Origin of the sequence: Desulforamulus hydrothermalis Lam5 = DSM 18033, from assembly GCF_000315365.1 — a bacterium.
Taxonomy (GTDB): domain Bacteria; phylum Bacillota; class Desulfotomaculia; order Desulfotomaculales; family Desulfotomaculaceae; genus Desulfotomaculum; species Desulfotomaculum hydrothermale.
This window is the reverse complement of sequence record NZ_CAOS01000008.1, coordinates 19,498-44,431: the sequence shown is the minus strand read 5'-3', so window position 1 is coordinate 44,431 and position 24,934 is coordinate 19,498. Positions and strand designations below refer to the sequence as shown.

General features: G+C 48.5%; 22 protein-coding genes, 3 pseudogenes, 1 CRISPR repeat array and 1 other annotated feature. Of the genes and pseudogenes, 19 read left to right on the top strand and 6 right to left on the bottom strand.

What is annotated here, in order from left to right; all coding sequences use genetic code 11:
• Positions 1 to 10 precede the first annotated feature (10 nt).
• Complete coding sequence (gene istB, locus DESHY_RS05430) at positions 11 to 733, top strand: IS21-like element helper ATPase IstB (RefSeq protein WP_235695531.1); 723 nt, start codon at positions 11 to 13, stop codon at positions 731 to 733.
• Between the two features lie 67 nt (positions 734 to 800).
• A CRISPR array of direct repeats spans positions 801 to 1,152; the repeat unit is 30 nt; unit sequence GTTATTAGCCTACCTATAAGGAATTGAAAC.
• Between the two features lie 208 nt (positions 1,153 to 1,360).
• Here istB and DESHY_RS05425 read toward each other — a convergent pair.
• From DESHY_RS05425 to DESHY_RS14805, 3 genes and pseudogenes are all read right to left on the bottom strand, one after another.
• Positions 1,361 to 1,917 (bottom strand): annotated as a pseudogene (locus DESHY_RS05425) (transposase family protein); the annotation flags it as partial.
• Positions 1,918 to 2,431: 514 nt separating this feature from the next.
• The gene (locus DESHY_RS14810) at positions 2,432 to 2,677 is read right to left on the bottom strand and encodes a type II toxin-antitoxin system RelB/DinJ family antitoxin (RefSeq protein ID WP_337999091.1); all 246 of its coding nucleotides are present in this window, start codon (positions 2,675 to 2,677) and stop codon (positions 2,432 to 2,434) included.
• 33 nt (positions 2,678 to 2,710) lie between these two features.
• Positions 2,711 to 2,917 (bottom strand): annotated as a pseudogene (locus tag DESHY_RS14805) (ATP-binding protein); the annotation flags it as partial.
• Positions 2,918 to 3,150: 233 nt separating this feature from the next.
• On the opposite strand from DESHY_RS14805, the pseudogene DESHY_RS14860 reads away from it, so the two are divergent.
• Positions 3,151 to 3,275 (top strand): annotated as a pseudogene (locus DESHY_RS14860) (IS256 family transposase); the annotation flags it as partial.
• Between the two features lie 413 nt (positions 3,276 to 3,688).
• Here the strand turns inward: DESHY_RS14860 and DESHY_RS14855 are convergent.
• Complete coding sequence (locus tag DESHY_RS14855; RefSeq protein WP_420795111.1) at positions 3,689 to 3,919, bottom strand: IS3 family transposase; 231 nt, start codon at positions 3,917 to 3,919, stop codon at positions 3,689 to 3,691.
• Between the two features lie 176 nt (positions 3,920 to 4,095).
• The gene (locus tag DESHY_RS05410; RefSeq protein WP_008411033.1) at positions 4,096 to 5,268 is read right to left on the bottom strand and encodes an ISL3 family transposase; all 1,173 of its coding nucleotides are present in this window, start codon (positions 5,266 to 5,268) and stop codon (positions 4,096 to 4,098) included.
• 581 nt (positions 5,269 to 5,849) lie between these two features.
• Here DESHY_RS05410 and DESHY_RS05405 point away from each other — a divergent pair.
• From DESHY_RS05405 to rbsB, 6 genes are all read left to right on the top strand, one after another.
• Complete coding sequence (locus tag DESHY_RS05405) at positions 5,850 to 6,857, top strand: LacI family DNA-binding transcriptional regulator (RefSeq protein ID WP_008411032.1); 1,008 nt, start codon at positions 5,850 to 5,852, stop codon at positions 6,855 to 6,857.
• Entirely contained in the window at positions 6,854 to 7,756 is a 903-nt protein-coding gene (rbsK, locus tag DESHY_RS05400; RefSeq protein ID WP_008411030.1) for a ribokinase, read from the top strand. Before DESHY_RS05405 ends, rbsK begins: the two co-directional genes overlap by 4 nt.
• Positions 7,756 to 8,148, top strand: a complete 393-nt coding sequence (gene rbsD / locus DESHY_RS05395; RefSeq protein ID WP_008411027.1) for a D-ribose pyranase — start codon at positions 7,756 to 7,758, stop codon at positions 8,146 to 8,148. Before rbsK ends, rbsD begins: the two co-directional genes overlap by 1 nt.
• A complete protein-coding gene (locus DESHY_RS05390) occupies positions 8,129 to 9,661 on the top strand; it encodes a sugar ABC transporter ATP-binding protein (protein WP_008411026.1) in 1,533 nt (510 codons plus the stop codon). Before rbsD ends, DESHY_RS05390 begins: the two co-directional genes overlap by 20 nt.
• Positions 9,658 to 10,599, top strand: a complete 942-nt coding sequence (locus DESHY_RS05385) for an ABC transporter permease (protein WP_008411024.1) — start codon at positions 9,658 to 9,660, stop codon at positions 10,597 to 10,599. The genes DESHY_RS05390 and DESHY_RS05385 overlap by 4 nt, the downstream gene beginning before the upstream one ends.
• A 74-nt stretch (positions 10,600 to 10,673) precedes the next feature.
• The gene (gene rbsB, locus DESHY_RS05380; RefSeq protein WP_008411021.1) at positions 10,674 to 11,609 is read left to right on the top strand and encodes a ribose ABC transporter substrate-binding protein RbsB; all 936 of its coding nucleotides are present in this window, start codon (positions 10,674 to 10,676) and stop codon (positions 11,607 to 11,609) included.
• A gap of 58 nt (positions 11,610 to 11,667) precedes the next feature.
• Here the strand turns inward: rbsB and DESHY_RS05375 are convergent, their stop codons facing one another.
• Positions 11,668 to 12,654: a sodium:calcium antiporter gene (locus DESHY_RS05375; RefSeq protein WP_008411020.1), complete on the bottom strand. Its 987-nt coding sequence runs from the start codon at positions 12,652 to 12,654 to the stop codon at positions 11,668 to 11,670.
• Between the two features lie 195 nt (positions 12,655 to 12,849).
• On the opposite strand from DESHY_RS05375, the gene DESHY_RS05370 reads away from it, so the two are divergent.
• The 11 genes from DESHY_RS05370 to DESHY_RS05315 all read left to right on the top strand — a co-directional run bounded on the left by DESHY_RS05370 (position 12,850) and on the right by DESHY_RS05315 (position 24,867).
• Entirely contained in the window at positions 12,850 to 13,344 is a 495-nt protein-coding gene (locus tag DESHY_RS05370; protein ID WP_008411018.1) for an HIT family protein, read from the top strand.
• A 181-nt stretch (positions 13,345 to 13,525) separates the two neighbouring features.
• A complete protein-coding gene (gene nadD, locus DESHY_RS05365) occupies positions 13,526 to 14,137 on the top strand; it encodes a nicotinate-nucleotide adenylyltransferase (RefSeq protein WP_008411017.1) in 612 nt (203 codons plus the stop codon).
• A gap of 117 nt (positions 14,138 to 14,254) precedes the next feature.
• A complete protein-coding gene (locus DESHY_RS05360; protein WP_008411016.1) occupies positions 14,255 to 14,509 on the top strand; it encodes an RNA recognition motif domain-containing protein in 255 nt (84 codons plus the stop codon).
• Positions 14,510 to 14,566: 57 nt separating this feature from the next.
• On the top strand, positions 14,567 to 15,148 hold the full coding sequence (gene yqeK / locus DESHY_RS05355; protein ID WP_008411015.1) for a bis(5'-nucleosyl)-tetraphosphatase (symmetrical) YqeK: 582 nt from the start codon (positions 14,567 to 14,569) through the stop codon (positions 15,146 to 15,148).
• 89 nt (positions 15,149 to 15,237) lie between these two features.
• Entirely contained in the window at positions 15,238 to 15,594 is a 357-nt protein-coding gene (gene rsfS, locus DESHY_RS05350; protein WP_008411014.1) for a ribosome silencing factor, read from the top strand.
• 76 nt (positions 15,595 to 15,670) lie between these two features.
• Positions 15,671 to 15,884 (top strand) — a binding site (T-box leader).
• 106 nt (positions 15,885 to 15,990) lie between these two features.
• Positions 15,991 to 17,655 carry an AMP-binding protein gene (locus DESHY_RS05340; RefSeq protein WP_008411013.1) on the top strand — a complete coding sequence of 555 codons (1,665 nt, stop codon included), beginning with the start codon at positions 15,991 to 15,993 and terminating at the stop codon, positions 17,653 to 17,655.
• Between the two features lie 92 nt (positions 17,656 to 17,747).
• The gene (leuS, locus tag DESHY_RS05335) at positions 17,748 to 20,231 is read left to right on the top strand and encodes a leucine--tRNA ligase (protein WP_008411012.1); all 2,484 of its coding nucleotides are present in this window, start codon (positions 17,748 to 17,750) and stop codon (positions 20,229 to 20,231) included.
• A gap of 91 nt (positions 20,232 to 20,322) precedes the next feature.
• The gene (locus DESHY_RS05330; RefSeq protein WP_008411011.1) at positions 20,323 to 21,015 is read left to right on the top strand and encodes a DUF421 domain-containing protein; all 693 of its coding nucleotides are present in this window, start codon (positions 20,323 to 20,325) and stop codon (positions 21,013 to 21,015) included.
• A 158-nt stretch (positions 21,016 to 21,173) separates the two neighbouring features.
• Entirely contained in the window at positions 21,174 to 21,800 is a 627-nt protein-coding gene (locus DESHY_RS05325; protein ID WP_008411010.1) for a helix-hairpin-helix domain-containing protein, read from the top strand.
• A gap of 27 nt (positions 21,801 to 21,827) precedes the next feature.
• Positions 21,828 to 22,478, top strand: a complete 651-nt coding sequence (locus DESHY_RS05320; protein WP_008411009.1) for a lytic transglycosylase domain-containing protein — start codon at positions 21,828 to 21,830, stop codon at positions 22,476 to 22,478.
• A gap of 1 nt (position 22,479) precedes the next feature.
• On the top strand, positions 22,480 to 24,867 hold the full coding sequence (locus DESHY_RS05315; RefSeq protein WP_008411008.1) for a DNA internalization-related competence protein ComEC/Rec2: 2,388 nt from the start codon (positions 22,480 to 22,482) through the stop codon (positions 24,865 to 24,867).
• Positions 24,868 to 24,934 lie beyond the last annotated feature (67 nt).

Genomic DNA, 24,934 nt, shown 5'->3' with positions numbered 1-24,934 from the left:
AAAACAGCAAATGAAGTTGTTGAATTTTTCTGAAACAGCAAAGATTCTTGATGATTTTTTAATAGACGCAGAGGCCAAACAACTTACCTGCCGGGAGTTTCTACATCAACTCATCCAGTATGAGCTGCATAAACGGGAAGAAAAACACCAGGAAAAGCGGTTGAAATGGGCGGCATTCCCGGAATATAAATCTCTCGAATCCTTCAATCCGGCTGAACAACAATCCTTAAGTAAAAAGCAGTTACAACAACTGAAGGAATTACTATGGGTTGAGCAGGCATACAATCTCATATTGCTTGGGCCTCCTGGAGTCGGAAAAACCCATTTGGCTATTGGCTTGGGTATTGAGGCTATTCGCCGGGGGTATAAAGTCAGCTTTATTCAGATGGATGCCCTGATTCACCTGTTTAAGACTCAGGAAATCACCCGCAGCGGCCGGGTTAGGATCAAACGGATAATTTCCTCAGACTTGGTCATAATTGATGACCTGATGTTTATGGCCATGGACCGCAATGAAGCCAATATGTTCTTCCAACTGGTCAACCGGCTCTATGGCCAAACCTCTCTGATAATTACCTCTAACAAAGGTCCTGAAGATTGGGGAGAGTTGCTCGGTGATCCGGCAATTACAACCGCAATTTTGGATCGCATAATCCATAAAAGTGAGGTGGTTCATTTAAGTGGTGACAGCTACCGAATCAAACATCGCAAATCCATTTTTGGAAATAATTAGATGCTAAAAATTATTTACCGAAATTTGTTCAAAAGTACTTGACGGTCACAACTCCTTCTCTCAAGACGTTATTAGCCTACCTATAAGGAATTGAAACAAGGAAAAACGTGAGGAACTGCAGGTGACAATAGGTTATTAGCCTACCTATAAGGAATTGAAACAAAATCCGCATTGATAACATGCCGGTCCACCTGGAAGGGTTATTAGCCTACCTATAAGGAATTGAAACCGTGCAAAAAGGTCGCCTTCCGTCCGAGATTTACGTTATTAGCCTACCTATAAGGAATTGAAACATCGGCAACGGTAAAGCAAAATTCGACGAGTATACGTTATTAGCCTACCTATAAGGAATTGAAACACTTGGGAAGCCAGGCTAACCAGGCTAACCAGTTATTAGCCTACCTATAAGGAATTGAAACCGTTTAATTAGCGTTACGTTTGACAAAGGAGTTTGGCAACCAAAAACTTTAGAGTTTGATTGCCATCGGCAGTAATAAAAAAGACACTTGCCAACAGCATACTCTTACCCTACCGTTAAAGTTGCCACACAATGACGGTTAGGGGGAAAGAAAGGTTGTTGACAGTGCCTCAGCAAGAGTATATCAGACTAATGCGTGAAATTGAAGGTTTTAAAAGTGGAAAAAACCTGGTCTTAACCGTACCGAAAAAACGCTCAATTTTCCCTTTACTGGCCGCATCATAAGGCTTGGTATGGGTCAACACAATCCCCAGACCGGCGCAGGCGATATGAAAAGTATCTGCCCGGTAAATCTTGCCATTATCAACGTATACAATCTTAGGTATGCCCCGTCTGATCAAGGCCTCCTTGAATACGTTTTTAAGGGCATCAAACTTCACGGAGACAGTAAACTGGGCAAAGGGCACAATTCTGGAGCAATCATCAATAAACCCGAAGAGGAAAGTCTTGGTTTTCCGGCCGTTAAGCAAAAGATACGGTCCTACTGACATATCACCCTGCCGCAAAATATTAACTTTATCATAAGCAAAACGTTTTCTTTCTTGCTTTGCAGGTGCATCTCTGGCAATCAGCCCGTGTACCGGTAAACCGTAGCGTAAGAAACTTCCTTGGGCAGGATCTCGCCTTGGTCCACTAGCTGATCGTAAAAAACCGAAACAGGCATATCCCGGTATTGCTGACGCAAAGATAGGAGTCGTTCTTCCTGCCAAAACCAGAAAACAACCTGTTAAAATGAAAACCTATAACCTCATGTTCTTTTGAGCTTGAACGGAGCCTTCAAATGCTAAAGTTTTGCTGCCTTGACAGGTGGCAGCAGCCGGTATCATTGATTTGAGGCGAAGCAATTAACCCAATCATGCTTCTCTCATTCGGTAATTGTTTTATTATTTTGGGTATTCAGGTGGGTCAGATTTATTTGCACAAGGTGGGTCAAATCTATTGACAATCAACACCGAAGGATTGTGACCATCCCTTTATCATGATCCGGAATATAAAAATCAGATAATTGCCCACGGGCATGATGCGCAGATTGCGGCTGTGCCACGGCTCTTTGCCGTATGTGCGGAAACGCTCCGGCATTTGATGCAGCGAAGCGATTCCTTTCTCCAGACGGTCAAGCTGACCTGCCGCATGCTAAACAGACTGCAAATCGTGCGCAATGTACTCAAAAATGTTGCGCAGGTCATCTTGAGCTTCCGGGGTTAACTGAATTTCATAGTTCATACGCCGTATTTCTTGCGGATATCAGCAAACGCCTGCTCGGCCGAAAGCGTTTGTCCGTTTTGCATCTGGGCATAGCCCTTTTCCAGCTCCGTGTTCAGCTGTTCTGTTGTCATGCGGCTGACGTCGAGCGGATGATCCGGAAGTTTCACCTCAAAAGGCAGACCTTTTCGGAGAATGATCTGCTTGTAAAACATCGTTATTGCGTTAGAGGCGGGAATGCCCAGGTCATCAATTATGACCAAGTCTGAGGAAATTATCCGTTTGATCCTAACCCGGCCGCTGCGGGTGATTTCCTGAGTCTTAAACAGGTGAATCAGGGCATCCATCTGAATAAAGCTGACTTTATACCCCCGGCGAATAGCCTCAATACCCAAGCCAATAGCCAAATGGGTTTTTCCGACTCCAGGAGACCTAAGCAATATGAGATTGTATGCCTGCTCAACCCATAGTAATTCCTTCAGTTGTTGTAACTGCATTTTACTTAAGGATTGTTGTTCAGCCGGATTGAAGGATTCGAGAGATTTATATTCCGGGAATGCCGCATATCAGGCCTGCCGGTTATGACGCCGAATACATATACTTGCAGGCTTTAAAGCTGCGCGGCCAGGCAATCATTAAACTGAATCACCGGGGTAAAAAGGGTAATTAGAGCCAATTGCATAATTCCCATCCCATAAAACAAATGGGCTTAAGAAGCCAAGAAAAACTGTTTACCCAACTTACGATGCTGGCAACAGAATCAATCTCAAAGAAGTGGACTACGCCAATCCGGGAATGAGGAATTGTATCTCCCAACTTGCAATATACTTTGGAGATAGAGTTCAGCCAGGGATTGCCTAAAAACAATGGGTTAGGTAACGGGTTTATCGCTTTAGTTCTTCCGGAGATAGTCATAAAAGGAAGAAAACTGGGAATAATATTCCCAGCTACCTCCGGCAGAACCCTGCGGGCGCTCGGGTTGCTCCAAAGCCACGCCCTATCCTCCCGACAGGTAAGAGCCACTATAAGCCTACCCAATATCTGACGGAATAATCCAATTACACAAAATTTTGTACACTCCCTTCTGTGGAAGAGGTCACACGTTACAAACGAAAAGTTTCCCCACCCGCACCGCTTAAGGAACAGTTTTTACCAAAGCAAACACATCTCAACAACTTAATAATGAATAATGATAAGTGCTATTGCAGGCAGAATTATCTGTCACTTTACCATTTAATATCGGGGCCGGTTAACTTTTACTTTATCACAAGTGGTCAACTTTTGTGTTGACAAAACCATCCGTTTTCCTTCATGAGCTTATATACCCGGTTATGACCACATTTTATCTTCTTTTTGTTGTTTAGTTCCTTAGTGATCTTCCTGACCCCGTATAGGCCCAGGGATCTTCTATGGATGTCCTTGATCTCTTCCAACAATTTTTCATTAGCCTTTTTACGTTTGCTTTTTGGCCTTTTACGCCAGCTATAATAACCGCTTCTTGACACTTCAAGCACTTGGCATATCTTCTCCACCCTGAATTCGAAGCGGTGTGCATCTATAAATTGATATCTTATTTTCGGGGGTTTGCGAAGATGGCCGCTGCTTTTTTAAAAGGCTCTATGTCAAATGTTGGGGTGACAGGTGTCTACGGATACCTGTCGCCATATTTTTATGTCCAAAATTAAGCGCAGCAGTGAAGAATACGTGAGCGGAATCTATTAAAATTTCTAAAACCAAAAGCATTACGCTTGATGACTTTAATTTTGTTGTTGTAGCCTTCAATACACCCATTTGAGTAAGGGACATCAAATGAATTTAGAATTTCAGTTTTCCAGTTTACGATTGTATTAGCCAGGTAGTAAAATTCTTTGATTTTATGTTGTTTAACGAGATTTAGCCACCGGTTAAGTTTTGATTCTGCTTCAACAGAGGAACTTGCCTTTACAAAATCCATGAACTGTTCTTTCAAAAGATAAGAAACTCTAAGTTCATCATTAAAACGAAGGATGTTGGCCAATTTGATTTTAGAATCATCGCTTAACTTATCGGGTCTTGAGAGAAGGAGTCTACGGCTGAATTTTAAAAATCGGCGTTTTTCATAAGGTAAAGACTGCTGAACACGTTTTCTGACCTTATCAATAGCCCAAATGCAGTTTCTGACGTAGTGAAAGCGATCAATAACAATCGTAGCGTTAGGAAAAACCAGTTCGGCAGCCCGCTTATAAGGGCCCCACATATCAATAACAACATACTTAACCTTATCGAGATTATTAAACTTTTTAAAGTAGCTAACCAGATAATCCTGGGTACGGCTTTCAAGGATGTCAAGGACTTTGGAACTAATGGGATCAGCCAGAATGCAATGGTATTTACCTTTGTCAGTAGTGCCTTTAAACTCATCAATAGAGAGGACAGTAGGCAATTCCTTAAGGCTATAGGATAGGTAATCAAAGATTCTAGTGATAGTACATGGAGAGAGAGAAAAATCATCAGCGACAGAGCACATACTGGAGTTTGAGCGGAGCCTATCCACAACGGCCATAATCAGTCGTTTAGTCATTCTTTGATATTTACCGATAAAGTCAACTTGTTCGTAAAACTTCTTGTTACATTTACGGCAGTTATATCGTCGCTTGCGATATATTAAGTAAAGGGGTTTATTTAGCCAGGGAATATCCTTAATCTTTTGAGTTCGGTAGTCATGGATAGATTTAGTTAATGTCCCACAAGCAGGGCACTTATGGGGTCTAACGGGCATTGATAGAGAGATTTCAGAGTGGCTGTCAAAATGCTCAACATTGCTAATAATAACATCTTTCAAATTAATAAAATTTCTGATAGACTGAAATTGCATTTGGAAGAATACCTCCTCTTTGAGGGTTTGGTTTGGCGACTAAGGTATTCGACCAAATGCTTTTCTTTTTCCTGTCACCCCAACATTTATTTTAGAGCCTTTAAAATAGCATTTTCCTCCTCTTTACAGCTACTAACTTAAATTCTTTGTTGTATTTTCTGCCTTTGTTACTCATTTCGTGGCACCTCCGATGGTTTAATTTTATCTCAGTTCGGAGTGTCCATCAAACCGGGTACGAGGTACCTTATTCCAAGGAACATCCGCGGTCTTGTGGGTATATGGGCGCGTAAAACTGCCAATCAATTTGTAATTCTGGTTAAGTACTTCAATGTGATCCCAGTAAATTTTTAATATTGCCTTTTCTTCCGGGCGTACTTCAAATAACGGTTAATAAAACCATTTTCGCTTGCTTAATTATGTAAATACTTACAGAAAAAAATTTAAAATGCAACATCTTTGTTAAAAGGATTTAATAAAATAATAGCGAATCTTAATGTGGAAACGTTACCACATAGAAAAAATCAGTCAACATAAATAGTTTCGCAGCCAAGGTGATAACGTTACCAGTTCGGAGGTAAAAGATGGCCACAATCAAGGATGTAGCAAAATTGGCAGGAGTGTCTGTTTCCACAGTATCGAGGGTGCTGAATGCCAGCGGGTATGTTGATAAAACCACGGAAGAAAGGGTAATGGCTGCCATAAAACAGCTTCATTATAAGCCCAGCCAAATTGCCCGGGGATTGGTCAGTAAAAAGACAAAGACTTTTGGCTTGATCCTGCCGGATATTACTAACCCCTTTTTCCCTGAATTGGCCAGAGGAGTAGAAGATGAGGCCCAGCGTCATGGCTATAACATTATGCTGTGCAATTCTGACTGGGATATTGAAAAAGAAAAAATGTATTTAAGTCTTTTGCAGGCTAAATGTGTGGACGGTATTATCCTGGTGGGTTCCCGTCTGCGGGAAGAATACCTGGCAAAGCTGTTGGGTACGCTTAAGGTGCCAATGGTCTTGCTTGACCGCTCCAGCGGCATGGGCATCCACTCTATCAGTGCCAATAATAACCTGGGAGGTTATTTAGCAACTAAGCATTTAGTTGATCAGGGTTACCGCACGATTGCTCATATTTCCGGACCCCAACAGTCTCCTTCGGGCCAACAAAGGCTGGCAGGTTATAAAAATGCTTTGGCTGAGGGAAACATCCCATACGATGAAGTTTTGGTAACAGAAGGAGATTACCGGATTTCCGGAGGAGCTGCTGCCATGCGCAGGCTGCTGCGGTTAAGTTCACCGCCTGATGCGGTTTTTTGTGCCAACGATTTAATGGCCATCGGTGCCCTGGAGGTTCTTCAAGAAACGGGTGTCAAAGTGCCGGATGAAATAGCTTTGGTAGGTTATGACGGCATTCATTTGAGCAAATACGTTTTTCCTAAACTGACAACTATAATTCAGCCCACCTATCACATGGGCACGCAGGCGGTGCAAATAATTATAGATAATCTTGTAGCCGGTCAAACTGAATGTAAGCATATTGAGTTAGACCCCATTTTAGAAATTCGTGATTCATCCATAAGGAGGAAACCAGCGTGAAAAAGCCCCGGGTTTTAGTGGTAGGAAGCATTAATATGGATCTGGTTGGGTATACCCGGCGGATACCGGGCGTAGGGGAGACTGTGCTGGGCCAGCGCTTTGTTACGGTGCCGGGCGGCAAAGGCGCCAACCAAGCGGTGGCGGCGGCTCGTCTGGGCGGGCAGGTACAGTTTATCGGTGCGGTAGGCAGCGACAGTTACGGTGATTTGTTGTTGCAACATTTTAAAGAAAACGGCGTGGATGTTTCTGCTGTTAAGCGAGTAAATAATTCCACCGGAGTTGCCTTAATTACTGTGGATGCCAACGGCAACAACAACATAGTAGTGGTTCCCGGCGCTAATTTTGCAATAACGCCCCGGGATCTCGAGCAACAACGGGAAGCCTTTGCGCAGGCGGATGTGGTGGTGCTGCAGTTGGAAATACCCATGGAAACGGTAGGCAAGGCCATTGAACTGGCCAACAGCTGTCACAAGCCGGTTATTTTAAACCCGGCGCCGGCCCAGCCGGTGCCTGAAGCATGGCTTGGCCAAATTGATTTCCTGGTGCCCAACGAACATGAAGTAAATTTACTGGGCGGTTCTCCTGATAACTTTTATGCAAATTTGCGTGCCAAGCTAAAGCATGCACTGGTGGTTACCCAGGGTGAAAAGGGTGTGACCTATGCAGTAGGAGATACTGTTGAGCGAGTGGCGGCCTTTAAAGTTCAACCGGTGGATACCACTGCTGCCGGAGATGCCTTTATTGGCGGATTAAGTATAGCATTGGCGGAAGACCTGGGCATGCAAGAGGCGGTTGTTTTTGCCAGTGCGGTGGCAGCTTTGTCGGTTACCAGAGAAGGAGCCCAAACGTCCCTGCCATATCGACATGAAGTAGAAGCATTGTTGGGAGGAAACAGCTAATGAAAAAGCACGGGGTATTACATCAAGAGCTGGCAGCGTTAATTGCCGGTTTGGGGCACGGGGATTTAATCGTGGTGGCCGACAGCGGCCTGCCGGTGCCGCCCGGTGTAAAATGCATTGATCTGGCGGTAACCAAAGGTGTGCCTTCTTTTCTGGATGTATTGCAGGCCATTTTGTTTGAAATGGTGGTTGAGAAGGCAACGGTAGCCCAGGAGTTGGTCCCTAACGTACAATTGATGGATAATATAGCGGCTCAACTCAGTCCGGTTGCCGTGCAAAAGGTTAGTCATGCGGAACTGAAGCAGTTGAGTGAAAAAGCCCGGGCGGTTATCAGAACCGGCGAATGGACACCCTATGCGAACATCTTATTATATGCCGGGGTGGCCTTCTAAAGGAGGAAAGACACTGGTGGAAATACTGGAAATGCAAGGAATATGCAAGGAGTTTCCAGGTGCCAAAGTATTAAAAAATGTAAATTTCTCGGTACGGCCAAAAGAAATTCATGCTTTGCTGGGCGAAAACGGTGCCGGGAAATCAACCCTGATGAAAATTCTTACCGGCATTTATTCGATGGACAGCGGTTCCATCCTGTACCAGGGCACACCGGTACAAATCAGCGGGCCGAAGCAAGCTGAGCAATTGGGTATTGTAATGATCCACCAGGAGTTTAACTTAATCCCTCAACTCAGTGTTGCTGAGAATATTTATCTGGGCAATGAAAAGAACTTTACCCGCTGGGGCAAAATTAATTGGCATGATTTAACCGAAGCTGCTGAAAGCTACCTGGAACAAGTGGGATTAAAGGTTAATCCCAAAACGCCGGTGGCCGCATTAAGCGTAGGGGAAAAGCAGCTGGTTGAAATTGCTAAAGCACTTTCCAAGCAGGCCCGCTTGTTAATTATGGACGAACCGACAGCAGCCCTTACGGAGGCTGAAATAGAAAAACTGTTTAGCATCATGCGGTCTCTGGTAGAAAAAGGTGTGTCCATTATTTATATATCCCACCGCATGGAAGAACTGTTTGAGATTTGTCACCGGGTGACGGTGTTGCGGGATGGTGAGTACATTGCCACGCAAGATATAGCCACTACCTCCATTGACCGCCTGGTAAGCTTAATGGTGGGGCGTGAGGTTAACGAGCGGTTTCCGAAAGTTCGTTGCAACCCTGGTGAAGCCCTGTTGGAAGTGGAAAATTTTACAAACTATCGTTTGAAAAATGTCAGCATTACACTAAAAGCCGGCGAAGTGGTAGGGATTGGCGGTTTGATGGGTTCCGGGCGAACAGAACTGGCTCGGGCTGTTTTTGGACTGGATAAGGTATCCGGAACTTTAAAGGTTAAAGTTAAGGACAAATATTTTCAGGGGCGTTTCAAGCACCCGGCAGAAGCCATTGACCACGGCCTGGCCATGGTTACGGAAGACCGTAAGGATCAAGGATTGATTTTACCCTTCAGTGTACAGCACAATCTGGCTTTGCCCACCCTGAGGGCCCGTTCTTTAGGCGGGGTTATTAAGCACCGGCAGGAATCTGCCATGACCGATCATTATATTAAATTGTTAAAAATAAAGGTGGCCGACCCGGCCCAGCGGGTAGGCAGTTTAAGCGGCGGCAACCAGCAAAAAGTGGTATTTGGCAAGTGGCTGGAAACCAAGCCGGAAATCCTTATACTGGATGAGCCAACCAGGGGTGTTGATGTGGGAGCCAAGGTTGAGATTTATGAATTAATAAACCGGCTAACATCAAAGGGTTTGGGCATTATCCTTATTTCTTCTGATTTGCAGGAACTAATGGGTATGAGCGATCGCATTTATGTGATGTACGAGGGGCGTATTACCGGTCATTTCCATCATCATGAAGTAACGGAAGAAGCATTTATGCACTGTGCCACCGGAGGTGTACAATGAATAGTTTTAAAAATCTTTTGCAAAAATACAAATTAGGTCCCCTCATTGGTTTGGCATTAATTTGCGTGACACTAAGTTTTTTAAGCGACCGTTTTTTTACCGCTTCCAACCTGCTTAATGTGGCGCGCCAGGTGTCCATTAACGCATTATTGGGAGTGGGTATGACTTTCGTTATTTTGACAGGCGGGATTGACCTGTCGGTTGGCTCCATATTAGCACTGTCCGGTGCCCTGGCGGCAGGCTCTCTGGCCCTGGGGTTTGATCCGGTACTGTCAGTTCTTGTGGCCTGTTTGGTTGGTTTATTGGCCGGTGTTATAAACGGTACCATTGTTGCTTTTGGTCGGGTTGCTCCCTTTGTTGCTACACTGGCTACCATGACTTTATTCCGGGGGGCTACCCTGATTTATACCGAAGGCAGGCCCATCCGGGCGGTGGCCGAAGGATTTAACCAGTTGGGCGGCGGCTATCTTGGCCCGGTTCCCACACCGGTAGTTATTACCGGGCTGGTATTTATCCTGGCCTGGTTTTTCCTTAATCACATGACGCCCGGCAGAAGAATATTTGCCATTGGCGGTAATGAAGAAGCAGCTATACTCAGCGGCATCAAAACAAGCCGTTACAAAATTCTGGTTTATTCAATCAGCGGTCTGTTAGCCGGTTTAGCCGGTGCCGTTTTAACCTCACGCCTGTTATCTGCTCAGCCTACCGCCGGTTACGGTTATGAACTGGACGCCATTGCGGCTGTAGTAATTGGCGGTACCAGTTTGAGCGGCGGTGCCGGCGGTGTTCTGGGCACCCTGGTGGGGGCGCTGATCATCGGCGTAATAGATAATGGATTAAATTTGTTAAACGTGTCGTCGTTCTATCAGCAGGCAGTAAAAGGTTTGATTATCTTGATTGCCGTTCTGCTGGATCGTCGCAACACGGTCAGGAGGTGATAGGGCCGGAAAACCGTTAAAATAAGAAAGAAGTTTTAAGGAAAAAATATTTAACTTTTATGGAGGGGAAGTATATGAAAAAATTTTGGAAATTAACAGCTGTTTTGTTAAGCGTTGTTTTCCTGGCCGGCCTTGTTAGCGGTTGCGCCGGTAAGCAACAAGCCCAGGAAGCTCCCAAAGCGGAAGAACAAAAACAATTGACCATTGGTTTAGCTTTGTCTACATTAAACAACCCCTTCTTTGTGGACATGAAAGACGGTGCCCAGGCAGCTGCAGATAAAATCGGCGCCAAACTTGTAGTGATGGATGCTCAGGACGATGCTTCCAAACAGGTTTCTCAGGTGGAAGACCTGATTCAGCAAAAAGTGGATGTTATCCTGTTGAACCCCACCGACAGCGACGGTCTGGTGACAGCCGTTAAGGATGCCAACAAAGCCAACATTCCTGTTATCACCCTGGATCGCAGCGTAAACGGCGGCACCGTAGTATCTCATATTGCTTCTGATAACGTAGCCGGCGGCAAAATGGCTGCTGACTTTATCGTAGAACAGTTAAAAGGTAAAGGCAAAGTGGTAGAACTGGAAGGCATTGCCGGTACTTCTGCAGCCCGTGACCGCGGCCAAGGCTTCCACGAGGTAATGGATAAGCAAACAGACATTAAGGTTGTTGCCAAGCAGCCGGCTGATTTTGACCGCTCTAAAGGTATGTCTGTAATGGAAAACATTCTGCAAAGCCAGCCGGAAATTAATGCTGTGTTTGCACACAACGACGAAATGGCTTTAGGCGCTTTGCAAGCCATTGAAGCTGCGAAAAAACAAATCCTGGTGGTTGGCTTTGACGGCAACGATGATGCTGTAAAAGCTGTTAATGATGGTAAAATGGCTGCTACAGTTGCTCAGCAACCCAAGCTGATCGGTGAGCTGGGTGTTCAGGTGGCAGAAAAAGTTAAGAAGGGCGAAAAGGTAGAAGCGCAAATTCCTGCTGAATTAAAACTGATTACCAAGCAATAGCCTAACGCAAAACGCACCGGCTTCCCGGCGAGGGAGGCCGGTTTTTTCCTTTTGCAAATTAATACATTACAATAACCGCTCCCACAAAAATTAAATAAAACACGCTGTTCAGGGCCAGCGTAAGAGGGCGAATTTCTCCCCGCCACCTGAGCAGCAGGAACACGCTGCCCGCTGCCGTAAGGGCCAGGATGGCACAAATAAGGCCCAGAGGAGACAGCTTCCAGGGGGTGAGCAGAATGCCCAGGGCGGGAATCACTGAACTTTGAAATACCATGGCGCCGGTGATGTTGCCCAGAGCCAGCGTATCTTTACCTTGCCTCACCCAGATAACACTGTTGAACTTCTCGGGCAGCTCGGTGGCAATGGGGGCAATGATTAAAGATAAAATAAATGCCGGCACTCCCCAGACAGCAGCCAGTCTTTCAATTTCTATCACAAACAAATGGGCACCCAGGATAATTCCCGCCAGGGCGATAATAACCTGACTGAGAACCGGCAGAAGCCCCGGGTTGGCCTGGCGCCGGGCCAGGTACAGCGGGTTAAGGTTCTCACACTGATCCCCGGCGCAGCCCAACGTTTTATAAACATAATAGAGATAAGCAGCTATTAAAAATAAAGCCACCGCAGGTTTAAAGCCGTCACTGAATATACCTGCCAGGACGGCAGTGGTATAAACCAGCAAGAAAAATTTTAAATCACGGTTCATCACTTGCTTGTCGATTAACATACTTTCCCGCTGTTTGCCTTTGACTTTCCACACCAGAGCTGCAAATCCCGTAATAGACAGGGCCAGGGTAGACAACATAAAAGGAGCACCCAGAATGGCGCCGATGCCGACTTCTTCAGCCATATCCCCGGTACCGAAAAGGATGGCAATCACCGGAATCATGGTTTCCGGCAAAGCAGTACCCACTGCCGCCAAAAGGCTGCCCACAGCTCCTTCCGATAGATTTAATTTTTTGCCCAACCACTCAATGCCATTGGTAAACACCTCGGCGCTGAGCAAAATAATGGCCAGGCTGGCAATCAGGAGTAGATAGGTCATGGTTGGTAGTTCGATCCTTTCTCTGTTGTGCTTTTGCCTCCATCCTCTAAATTCCCCATAAATTAAGCCTGTCATACAAACCGCTAACGAGGCAAAATAAAGTTTAAACAACTTGGCGGCGGCAGGGATTTATTCGTGTAAAAAGAATTAACAACTTAGCATGTACAATATTTTAAAGCGGGAGTTGATGCTTTAATGGAAAATTTGTGGGCGCCTTGGCGGTCAATTTATATTGGCAAGCCGCCAGCCGGTTGTATTTTTTGCGAAAAATTAGCCTCCCGGGAAGATCAGGAAAATCTGGTTGTTTACCGGGGTGATAAAACCTTTGTCATTATGAATTTATATCCCTATAATAACGGTCATTTACTGGTTGCCCCCAAGCGGCATGTGTCGGACATCACCGAGTTAACAGACGAGGAGCTGCTGGAATTAAACAAAATGACACAATTTATGGTGCAGGCGCTGCGTCAAGCTTTTGGCAACCCCCATGGCTTCAATATCGGCATTAATCTGGGCAAGGTGGCCGGGGCGGGCATTCCGGGCCACCTCCATGTCCACATTGTGCCGCGCTGGGAAGGCGACGCCAACTTTATGGCCGTGGTGGGAGACACCCGGGTAATTTCGGAAGGGCTGCAAAGAACCTATGAAAAAATAACCGGAGCAATCGAAAAACTGCGGGGAGAAAACTAACGTAATTAACCTGGCCGTGCCTGCATAGTCCTGCTCAGTTCAGACCAACCTATAATCACCGGCATGATTTACGCGGACTTTGGCCCTTGCCCAGCAAGGGCATTTTTTTGCAAATTGTTGCTTTTTGTCATGCTAAATTATACAATTACTGTTAGTAACAGTCGGAAGGGAAAAGTTTTAAGTGCAAAAGATCTGTCTGATGGGAGGAACCTTTGACCCCATTCATTACGGGCATTTGGTCGTAGCTGAAGAAGTGCGGCAAAAATTTAACCTGCCCAAGGTACTTTTTATTCCTGCCGCCAGGCCGCCTCATAAAACAGACCAGGATATTACTGATGCTACGCACCGGGTTAATATGGTTCGCCTGGCGGTTGCCAGCAACCCCTATTTTGCGGTATCAACCCTGGAGGTGGCGAGACAGGGGCTTTCTTATACCATAGACACAGTGCGCCAAATCAAGCAGCTTTATCAAACAGAAAAAATATATTTTATTACCGGGGCGGATGCCGTTTTGCAAATTATTAACTGGAAAGAAGCAGCCCAACTGTTATCAATGTGTACCTTTATTGCCGCCACCCGGCCGGGTTACAACCTGAATAATTTGCAGTCATCCCTGGCATCCTTACCGCAGGACATTATTGAAAGGATACTGCCGTTGGAGGTGCCGGCATTGTCCATCTCATCCAGCGATATTCGCCAAAGAGTCAGGGAAGGGAGAAGCATCAAATACTTGCTGCCCGAAGCTGTTGAGGCATATATTTTTAAAAACCGTTTATACACCTGCCACAACTAATTATCTCCTCAAATGGAAATATCTTAGCCAACCGGCCGCTGCATTTAGTCACTGTCATCGGCAAATAATAAAAGCACCAGGTAAATATGAGAACCATTGCTGAAAGAGGTGACAACAGTGGCAACTTTATATGTGGGCAACCTGCCCTGGGCTACCAAGGCGGAAGACTTGCAGGAAGCTTTTTCCCAATACGGTGAAGTGTTTAGCAGCCGGGTGATTACCGACCGAGAGACCGGTCGCTCCCGAGGCTTTGGTTTCGTTGAAGTAAACGATGCTGATGTGGAAAAAATGGTGGCCGCCCTCAATGGCACTGAACTGGGTGGCAGAATCATTACCGTAAACGAGGCAAAGGCTCGTGAGCCACGGACTTAACGGACTAAACCTCCAACCCCAGGGATTGGAGGTTTTTTCACGACAGGGGGGAGTTTATTGTTTAACGAAGAATACATTAAGGTAAAACTTAGCCTGCAAATGCCGGAAGAACGCTTTAAGCATCTGGTAGGAGTGGCAGAAACGGCAGAAAAACTGGCTCACCGCTTTGGGGCGGATCCTCAAAAGGCCCGTCTGGCGGGACTGCTGCATGATATTGCCAGGGATTTCAGTGATGATGAAATGTTAAAGCGGGCCCGGCAGGCCAACCTGCCGGTCAGTGAGTACGGCTTTGCCATGCCCTTACTTTTGCACGGGCCGGTGGGGGCGGTGATGGCCAGGGAAGAATTTGGTATCAGCGACCCGGACATTCTTAATGCCATTGCCGTACATACCGTTGGTTCAGAGGATATGAGTCAACTGGATAAAATACTGTTTGTGGCGGATAAGATTGAGCCAAACCGCCGCCACCAAAATGTGGAGGAGATGCGCAAGCTGGCAGTACAGGATTTGGACGCTGCTCTCTTAAGTTGTTTTGACGAAAGTATTCGCTATGCTTTAAAAATCGGTTGCCTGTTGCACCCTACCAGTGTTAAAGCCCGCAATGCCATTTTGTATGCCCGGGGATGTTACCGCCGTTAACAGGAATAAATAATTGCTAACATAAGGGAAAATAACGTAATAAGATATCATAAGCCAAAACAAAAGCAGAGTACCGGGGAGGGTTTTCATTGACGCTGAGCGCCAAAGAAATTGTTAATATTGCACACAAAGCGGCTGATGATAAAAAAGCAACCGATATTACCGTTTTGGATATCAGCCATATTTCTATTATCTGTGATTACTTCCTTATCTGTACCGGTCGTTCCAGCACCCAGGTGCAGGCGGTGGCCGAGCACATAGAAGAAACCCTGGAGGAAGCGGGCGTACGCCCGCTGCGCATTGAAGGGTTCCGGGAGGGCAGCTGGATTTTGCTGGATTACGGCGATGTGGTAATTCATGTATTCCAGGAGATGGAACGCGGCTTTTACAACCTGGAGCGTCTTTGGGGCGATGCCCGGTTGGTTGAAATACCCGCCAACAAGTAAAATTAACAAAACATTCGTTGACATAAGTGAATTGTCTGGTTATAATAACCACTATATAAAAACAAAAGCAAATACATTATTGACGGTGATGGGGAGCAGTAAGCGGTGTAACCCGGCAGAGAGCCGCCGGTTGGTGCAAGGCGGTGGGCCAAATTGCTGAATCTCGCCCCGGAGTTGTTTGGGGGAAATATATTACCTTAAACCGGGTATGCCCGTTACAGCTTTTAAGGGGATAAGTCATTTGCTTATCAACCGGGGTGGTACCGCGGGAGTAACCTCTCGTCCCTATGGGATGAGAGGTTTTTATATTTTTAAAGCCTGTTTGCTTTTGACAGGGCCTAAAAATCTGACGCCCCATAAAACAGAATTTTCCGGAAAATAATCAGGAGGGATATTATGCAGGAATTGGACAGAATTACAATAGGAGCGTTATTAGACCGCGTGGCGGCGGCACAACCTGACCATGAGGCACTGGTTTACAGCGAACGCAATCTTCGTTACAGTTACCGGCAATTTAACGAGCTTTGCCGTAAGGTGGCCAAAGGGCTGATGGCCCTGGGGATTCAAAAGGGCGAACATATTGCCGTCTGGGCTACCAACGTGCCGGAATGGGTAACTTTGCAATTTGCCACCGGTAAAATGGGGGCTGTCCTGGTAACTGTCAATACCAATTACAAAACCTTTGAGCTGGAGTATTTGCTGAAGCAGTCTGACAGCACAACCCTGGTGATGATCAGCGGCACCAAAACATCAGATTATATAAAAATGGTTAATGAGTTATGCCCGGAGTTAGCCGATTGCCCGCCCGGTCAGCTGCAGTCGGCCCGGCTGCCCCTGTTAAAAAATATTATTTTTATCGGAGATAAAACTCCGCCGGGTATGCTAAACTGGCAAGATCTGCTGACGCTGGCTGATCAGGTAACTGACGAAGAACTGGATGCCCGCCAGGCCAGCCTGGATCCTGACGATGTAATTAATATGCAATATACTTCCGGCACCACCGGCTTTCCTAAGGGTGTTATGTTGACCCATTTTAACATCGTAAACAATGCTCACAGCATTGCTAACTGCATGGCCTTTGGCCCCCGGGACCGCCTTTGCATTCCGGTGCCCTTTTTCCATTGCTTTGGCTGTGTGCTGGGTACTATGACCTGTGTGGTATCCGGTGCTACCATGGTGCCGCTGGAAGTTTTCCACCCGGTGAAAGTGCTGGAAACCATTGAGAGGGAAAAATGCACGGCGGTGCACGGGGTGCCTACCATGTTCATTATGGAACTGGAGGAAATGAATAAGAGAAATTATGATACCGGCAGCCTGCGTACCGGCATTATGGCCGGATCGCCCTGCCCCATTGAAGTAATGAAAGCGGTGGTAAACCGGATGGGTGCTCGCGAAATTACCATCACCTACGGCCAAACCGAAGCCTCGCCGGCCATTACCATGACCCGGATTGAAGATCCCATTGAATTGCGGGTAACCACGGTGGGACGGGTGATTCCCAATGTGGAAGCCAAAATCGTAGATCCGGAAACCGGGGAAGATTGCCCGCCGGGTGTTCAGGGTGAAATTGTCGCCAGAGGGTATAATGTAATGAAAGGTTATTATAAAATGCCGGAAGCTACCGCCCAGGCCATCGACCGGGAGGGCTGGCTGCATACCGGTGACCTGGGAATTATGGATGAAAAAGGTTACTTTAAAATTACCGGCCGTTTGAAGGATATGATTATTCGCGGCGGGGAAAATATTTACCCACGGGAGATTGAAGAATTTCTTTATACCCACCCCGCCATAAAAGATGTGCAAGTTATCGGGGTGCCCAGCTTAAAGTACGGCGAGGAAGTGCTGGCCTACATTCAATTAAGGGAAGGATACAGTTTAACCAAAGAAGAGGTTCAGGCTTACTGTAAAGATAAAATTGCCAAATATAAAATACCTTCTTATGTCTTATTCACCGACAGCTACCCCACCACTGCCAGCGGTAAAATTCAAAAATTTAAATTGCGCGAACAGGCCATTAGCACCCTGGGTCTGGAGAGCCTGACCAAAATTGAAACAGCTTAGGATTGTTGAAAAACCGCACCGTTCGTGGTAAAATTTGCGAGGAATACGAGTTTGGCTTTCCGCTATTACAGTACGACTAGGGGGCAAGTGTTTTGCAGGAACAATATAACTTTAAACAAATAGAAAGCAAATGGCAGCAGTATTGGGAAGAACAGGATATTTACCGGGTACCGGATGACTCCCAACGGCCTAAATACTATTGCCTGGAAATGTTCCCTTACCCGTCCGGCAAATTACACATGGGCCATGTGCGCAACTATTCCATCGGAGATGTTATTGCCCGCTTTAAAACCATGCAGGGCTACGATGTTTTGCACCCCATGGGGTGGGACGCTTTCGGCCTGCCTGCTGAAAACGCCGCCATCAAGCACGGCATTCCGCCGGCCACCTGGACCTGGGATAATATTGCACACATGAAGGGGCAGCTCAAACAACTGGGTTTAAGTTATGACTGGCGGCGGGAAGTGGCCACCTGCCACCCCGAATACTACCGCTGGGGCCAGTGGCTGTTTCTCCAGCTATACAAAAAAGGCTTGTGCTACAAAAAACATGCCCGGGTCAACTGGTGCCCTGATTGCGCCACGGTATTGGCCAACGAGCAGGTTGTTGAGGGTGCCTGTGAACGCTGCAGTGCCCCGGTGGAACAAAAAGAACTGGACCAGTGGTTTTTCCGTATCACCGATTACTCCCAGCGGTTGCTGGATGATCTGAAAAAATTGCCGGGCTGGCCCGATAAGGTTAAAATCATGCAGGAAAACTGGATCGGCCGCAGCGAAGGAGCTGAGCTGACCTTTAAAGCAGCTGCTACCGGGGATGAAATTACAGTTTTCACCACCCGGCCGGATACTGTTTACGGCGTTACTTACATGGTGCTGGCGCCGGAACACCCCCTGGTGGCCAAGCTGTCTGCCGGTACACCCCAGGAAACTGCAGTGGCCGAATTTGTTAACCGGGTGAGCAATCAAACTGAATTGGCCCGCACCAGCTCAGAAAAAGAAGGGGTGTTTATCGGAGCCTATTGTATCAACCCCTTTAACGGCGAGCAGGTTCCCATTTTAACCGCCAATTATGTGCTTTATCATTACGGTACCGGTGCTGTAATGGGCGTGCCCGCTCACGACGAGAGGGACTTTGAGTTTGCCAAAAAATATAACCTGCCCATTAAAGTTGTTATTCATCCTTCGCCGGCACAGCCTTTAAATGAGGTTGAGATGACCGATGCCTACACCGGCGACGGCATTATGGTAAATTCCGGTCCCTTTGACGGAACCCCCAACCGGCAGGGGATTCGTAAGGTAATTCAATTTGCCGAAGCCAAGGGCATTGGCAAAGGGGTAGTTAATTACCGGCTGCGGGATTGGTTAATTTCCCGCCAGCGCTACTGGGGTACACCGATTCCCATAATTTATTGCAAAACATGCGGCGCTGTGCCTGTACCGGAAGACCGGTTGCCGGTGCTGCTGCCTACCGATGTAGCCTTTAAGCCCACCGGGGAATCACCTTTAAAAAGCCGGCCGGACTTTGTTAATACCGTCTGCCCGCAGTGCGGCGGTCCTGCCCAGCGGGAAACCGATACCATGGATACCTTTGTGGATTCCTCCTGGTATTTCCTGCGTTATACCAGCCCCCGGGATACCGGGCAGGCCTGGGACAAAGCCAAAGCCGACCGCTGGATGCCGGTAGATCAGTATATCGGCGGCGTTGAGCACGCCATTTTGCACCTGCTGTATTCCCGGTTCTTTACCAAGGTGTTTTATGACTTGGGCCTGGTTAATGCGGAGGAGCCTTTCGCCAATTTGCTGACCCAGGGCATGGTATTAAAAGACGGGGCCAAGATGTCTAAATCCAAGGGCAATGTGGTCAGTCCGGAAGAAATTATTGAACGCTACGGGGCAGATACAGCACGGTTATTTATCCTGTTTGCGGCGCCGCCCGAGCGGGATTTGGAATGGAGCGACCGGGGGGTTGAAGGCTGCCACCGCTTCCTTAACCGGGTATGGCGTCTGGTTTATTCTGTGCAAGACCAGGTAGCTGCCGCCCCGGCTATCCAACCGGGAACTTCGTTGGTAGGCGTACACAAAGAAATGCGCCGGTTAACCCATTATGCCATCAAAAAAGTTACCGAGGATATCAGCGGCCGCTTTAACTTTAATACCGCCATCAGTGCCATTATGGAGCTGGTTAACGGTCTTTACACCTACCGCGATAAAGTGGCGGAAGTGGAGCGGGATGCGGCTGTCTTGGCGGAAGCGGTAAACACCGCGATTATCCTGCTGGCTCCCTTTGCCCCGCATATTGCGGAGGAATTATGGCAGGCCACCGGACACCGAGACAGCGTGCACCGCCAGCCTTGGCCCGCCTACGACCCGGCTGCCCTGGTGGAAGATGAAGTGGAAATTGTTGTTCAAATAAACGGCAAAGTTCGGGAACGCTTGCATATACCGGCCAACATGAGTCCTGCCGAAATGCAGCAATACGTGATGGATCAAGCATCGGTACAAGCGTTAATTGCCGGCAAACAGGTAATTAAGGTTATTCCCGTGCCCGGCAAGCTGATTAATATAGTCGTAAAATAAGGCACCCCTGGCGGGTGCCTTATTATTATTCATGTATGTACCGCCGTCAGCCATCCTATACTAAGATGTAGATGCCTACGGAGGTGGAGGTATGGAAGAACTGTTGGCGCATGTTTGGCGAACCGTTGTCATCTACCTGGCGGTACTGGTGATTGTCCGGCTGACGGGCAAGCGGGAGATCGGTCAGCTTTCTTCCTTTGACTTTGTGGTGGCCATCATCCTGGCAGAGCTGGCGGCCATTCCCATGGAGTCTTTGGATATTCCCATCTGGCACGGCATAATTCCCATTGCCACCCTGGGGCTGTTAGAGGTGGGCTTTTCTTATCTGACGCTAATTAATCGTCCGCTGCGCAAATTATTATACGGCACGCCCCAAATCATTATAGAAAACGGCAAGTTGTTAAAACATGAGATGCGTTCTTCCCGCTATAACCTGGATGACTTGTTAAGCCAGCTGCGGGAAAAAGGTTACCATAATATTGAGGATGTGGAATATGCCATTTTAGAAACCTCCGGCCGCTTAAGCGTTATTCCCCGCTCCCAGAAACGGCCGGTAACCCCGGAAGATTTAGGTATATCTACCGAATATGAAGGTTTGCCCACCGTATTGGTAATGGACGGTGATGTGTTAAAGGAAAATCTCAGCAAAATAAACCTTAGTGAGGCATGGTTAAAGGAACGGCTTGCTGAAAAGGGTTTGCACCCCAAAAAAGTTTTACTGGCCACTTTGAATACCAAAGGGCAGTTGATTGTGGATTGCCAGCATGATGCTGCAACCAAGTAAAATCCGGCCGGCAGCACCTTGCCGGTACCTGGTGCTTTGTTTTTGAGAGCTTTGCAGGAAAATGTAAGATCAGATAGAAGTATTAAAAAACTTGGCGCAGGCAAACCTGACAGGACATTTTCTCCGCTAAACTGCCGGGTTTTGGGGAGGGCGTGCCTATGTTGAACCTGGGTCGTAAAGAACAAGGCCTCATCATCATAGTGGCAGCTATTGTCCTTTTTGTGGCCGGCTATCAGTATGCCCAGCGGTCGCAACCGGCGGTGGAATTGACCAACGCCGGCGGCCAGCCTGAGCAAGCCGGTGACAACGGTCCGGTGGTGCATGTGGTGGGAGCGGTGGAAAAGCCGGGTCTGTATAAACTGCCGCCAGGCAGCAGGGTAAATGATGCCCTGGTCCGGGCGGTGCCCCTGCCGGAGGCTGATGTGGGTGCCTTAAACCTGGCGGAACCGTTAAAGGACGGACGCAAGCTGGTAGTTCCGCTCCGGCAGGAACAGCAACAGGCGGCTCTCCAAACAGCACCGTCGAGCCACCAAACTGCGGTTGCCGCCGGCTTGTCGCAGCCGTCCGGGGCACCGGTTAGTTCTTCCGGCGGCTTGGTAAATATTAACACCGCCGGTGTGGCGGAGTTGGATACCCTGCCTGGGATTGGTCCGGCTCTGGCGGAAAGAATTATTCAATACCGGCAGGCTAACGGCCCTTTTCAGACCATCGAGGATTTGCAAAATGTTTCCGGCATCGGTGAGAAAAAATATGCTCAGCTGCAGCATAAAATCACCGTCCGGTAGCTATTGGGCGGTTTAAGGAGTGAGCACATGGAAACATCTATGTTGTGCAGGCTGATCCTTTTGCAAGCAATGGCGGCCGGCCGCAACAGTGTTTCGTTAACTGAAAAGCATGATTCACAGTTTTCTTTGCTGCTGGCCCGGTTGCTGGCGGCGCAAGCAGGTTCCGGGCCGGCCGGTATGGCGCAGGCTGCCCCGCCGGTGGCAGCGGTACCCTGGCTGCCGCAATATCAAAAACCGGCCATGGCTGCCGCTCAGGCGGCGGCCGAGGCTTTTAAGGCGGCCCGGGGCAGCAAACCCTATGAGGCTGTGGTTGAAAAGGCAGCCCTGCGCCATGGGGTGGATCCTGCCCTGTGCAAGGCGGTGGCCCGTGTGGAGTCGGGGTTTAATCCAGGTGCCACATCCGAGGCGGGTGCCATGGGCCTGATGCAGCTAATGCCCGGCACCGCCCGGAGTCTGGGGGTAACCAATCCTTATGATCCGGCACAAAATGCAGATGCGGGAGTTCGCTATTTGAAGTCCATGCTGGACAAGTATAAAGGTGACGTAAAACTGGCACTGGCAGCCTATAATGCAGGGCCGGCTGCGGTGGACCGCCACCGGGGCGTGCCTCCCTACGGAGAAACCCTGCAGTACATTGATAAGGTAACCGGTTTTTGGCGCCTTTACGCAGGGGGATAAGATGCAACGCCCACTGGTTTTGCTGGTATTGGCCCTGGCTTTGGGGATTCTTGGGGCCACCTACAGTGAAATAAGTACTGCCGCCGCCATGACAGCAGCGGTTATTGCCTTTTGCACAGCAGTAATAGGTTTCATCAGGGCCTGGCGCATCAATGGCTGGGTTCTTTTTTGTCTTTTTTTTACCCTGGGCCTGCTGGTAACAGCCAATCAAAGGGCTGCGGTGTCAGACCTGCCGGCCGACCGGCAGGGCCGGCAGGTGCAGCTGGCAGGAACGGTGATAGACCGGCCGGACGTAAGAGCGGAGGCGGTTTTTTTTAAATTTGCCGTTGGCGATACTCCCGGAAGTCCTGTTAAAGCAGTGCTGCGAGTTAAAATAAAAGGTACGGTTAAGGATATTCGCTACGGCGACCGCTTGGCCTTGACAGGGTTTATCAACCGGCCGCCGCCGCCCGGCAACCCCGGCGCTTTTGACTACCGGGCCTGGTTAAACAGGCAGGGTATGGCGGCTGTTCTTACGGTGCCTGACGGGGAGACTGTCAAGATCCTGGGCAGCGGGGGCAACCGGCTGTGGCGGCTGGCCTATGGGATACGGGACAGCCTGGAAAAGATAATCGATCAAACCATGAACAAAACCAACGCTGCGGTAGTTAAAGGTCTTTTGTTCGGCACCCGGGGCGAAATTCCCCAGGAAGTACAATTGGCTTTTAATCAAACGGGGCTGGTCCACATCCTCAGCGTATCCGGCTATCATGTGGGCGTGGTAACTGTTGCTTTGCTGGCTCTCTTGCGGCTGCTGAAGGTACCCGGCTCTTATACCGCTGTTATTGCTATCCCGGTGCTGCTTTTTTATGCTGTAATGACCGGGTTGGAACCGGCGGTTTGCCGCGCCACCGTGATGGCGGTGCTGCTTTTGCTGGCACGCCAGGTGGGCCGGCAGAACGACTGGCCCACTTCTCTGGCTGCCGCCGCCGGGATAATTTTACTGGTTAACCCCCTTGATTTATTTGATATTGGTTTTCAACTGTCTTTTGCTGCCACCTGGGGGCTACTGTATTTAACGCCGCAACTGAACCGTTTTTGCCACCGGCTGCCCGGCTATGTTTGTTCGCTGCTGACTGTGCCGCTGGCTGCCCAGCTGGCCACTTGGTTGCCGGTGGTCTTGTATTTTAACCTGGTATCGCCGGTTTCGTTGCTGGCTAATGTGTTGACAGCCCACCTGGTTGCGCTGATTATGCTGTTTGGAGGTACAGCCCTGCTTCTGGGGGTAATCCTGCTGCCGCTGGCCCAATTTATTAATGTGGCCACCGGGTTATTGACCGAGCTGTTTCTCTGGTTGGTGCAATTTTGCCATGCTCTGCCCGGGGCGGCCTGGTACATTCCGGCGCCGCCGCTGTGGCTGGTGGCTGTCTACTATCTGATGCTGGTGGGAGTGTTTGAATTACTGAGGCGGCCGGAGCGGCAGGCGGCGATTAAACAACTGATCAGCCGGTTGGCCGTTCCGGGCCGCAACCGGCGGTGGGCCGCTTGTTTGGCCTTAGGCTTATTGCTGGCCGGTATCTGCCTGCTGCGGCCGGTGAATCACGGGCTGGCACTGCATTTTATCGATGTGGGTCAGGGGGACAGCACCCTGATTATTACGCCCAATAAAAGAACCGTACTGGTGGATGCCGGCGGCTGGCCGGAAGAATTGGTGAGCGGCAAGGGAGCGGGGAATCAGGTGGTGGTACCCTATTTGCACAGGTTGGGGATCAATCAACTGGATGTGCTGCTGATTACCCATCCCCATAACGATCATGCCGGCGGTGCTGGCGCCGTGATCAAGGCCATGCCCGTTAAGCTGGTCTTGGTATCGCCCTACGGACAGGAGGCCGCACACAAGGGGGATGACGGCTACGATTTACTGCTGCAACAAATCAGGCGGCAAGCAATTCCCCTGCAAACAGCTGTCGCCGGGCAACAATTAAAGGTTGATCCTGCGGTGGACATGCGGTTCCTAGGGCCGCAGACTTTGTATAGCGGCACCAGGTCGGACGCCAACAACAACAGCCTGGTGCTGTTAATCAATTATCGCGGCAGGACAGCCTTGTTGACCGGTGACATAGAAACTGAGGCCCAGCGGGATTTAATTGAAGGGGGCGGTCTTTCCCGGACAGAGGTTTTAAAAGTACCGCACCACGGCAGCGCTTACGGTCACCCGGCTTTCTTCAACCTGCTGCAGCCGGCGGCGGCGGTTATTTCGGTGGGAGCCAACAACCGTTTCGGCCACCCGGCAGAAGCTGCTCTGGAAAACCTCAGAGAACTGAACTGCAACATTTACCGGACAGACTTGCAGGGAGCAGTTATACTAAACACCGACGGAACCAAATGGACGGTAAAAACAGGCAAATAAAAGCTGCGACAAAGGTTAGGCAAAACAGTCTGAACCCCTTACGGTCAAAGGGCATAAAATGAACAAA

Coding starts and splice junctions, on each gene's coding strand:
- DESHY_RS05340 (WP_008411013.1), top strand. CDS start 15,991: ATGCAGGAATTGGACAGAATTACAATAGGAGCGTTATTAGACCGCGTG.
- DESHY_RS05385 (WP_008411024.1), top strand. CDS start 9,658: ATGAATAGTTTTAAAAATCTTTTGCAAAAATACAAATTAGGTCCCCTC.
- DESHY_RS05390 (WP_008411026.1), top strand. CDS start 8,129: ATGCCGGGGTGGCCTTCTAAAGGAGGAAAGACACTGGTGGAAATACTG.
- DESHY_RS05320 (WP_008411009.1), top strand. CDS start 21,828: ATGGAAACATCTATGTTGTGCAGGCTGATCCTTTTGCAAGCAATGGCG.
- DESHY_RS05315 (WP_008411008.1), top strand. CDS start 22,480: ATGCAACGCCCACTGGTTTTGCTGGTATTGGCCCTGGCTTTGGGGATT.
- rbsB (WP_008411021.1), top strand. CDS start 10,674: ATGAAAAAATTTTGGAAATTAACAGCTGTTTTGTTAAGCGTTGTTTTC.
- istB (WP_235695531.1), top strand. CDS start 11: ATGAAGTTGTTGAATTTTTCTGAAACAGCAAAGATTCTTGATGATTTT.
- DESHY_RS05330 (WP_008411011.1), top strand. CDS start 20,323: ATGGAAGAACTGTTGGCGCATGTTTGGCGAACCGTTGTCATCTACCTG.
- rbsD (WP_008411027.1), top strand. CDS start 7,756: ATGAAAAAGCACGGGGTATTACATCAAGAGCTGGCAGCGTTAATTGCC.
- DESHY_RS05375 (WP_008411020.1), bottom strand. CDS start 12,654: ATGACCTATCTACTCCTGATTGCCAGCCTGGCCATTATTTTGCTCAGC.
- DESHY_RS05405 (WP_008411032.1), top strand. CDS start 5,850: ATGGCCACAATCAAGGATGTAGCAAAATTGGCAGGAGTGTCTGTTTCC.
- DESHY_RS05410 (WP_008411033.1), bottom strand. CDS start 5,268: ATGCAATTTCAGTCTATCAGAAATTTTATTAATTTGAAAGATGTTATT.
- DESHY_RS05325 (WP_008411010.1), top strand. CDS start 21,174: ATGTTGAACCTGGGTCGTAAAGAACAAGGCCTCATCATCATAGTGGCA.
- DESHY_RS05370 (WP_008411018.1), top strand. CDS start 12,850: ATGGAAAATTTGTGGGCGCCTTGGCGGTCAATTTATATTGGCAAGCCG.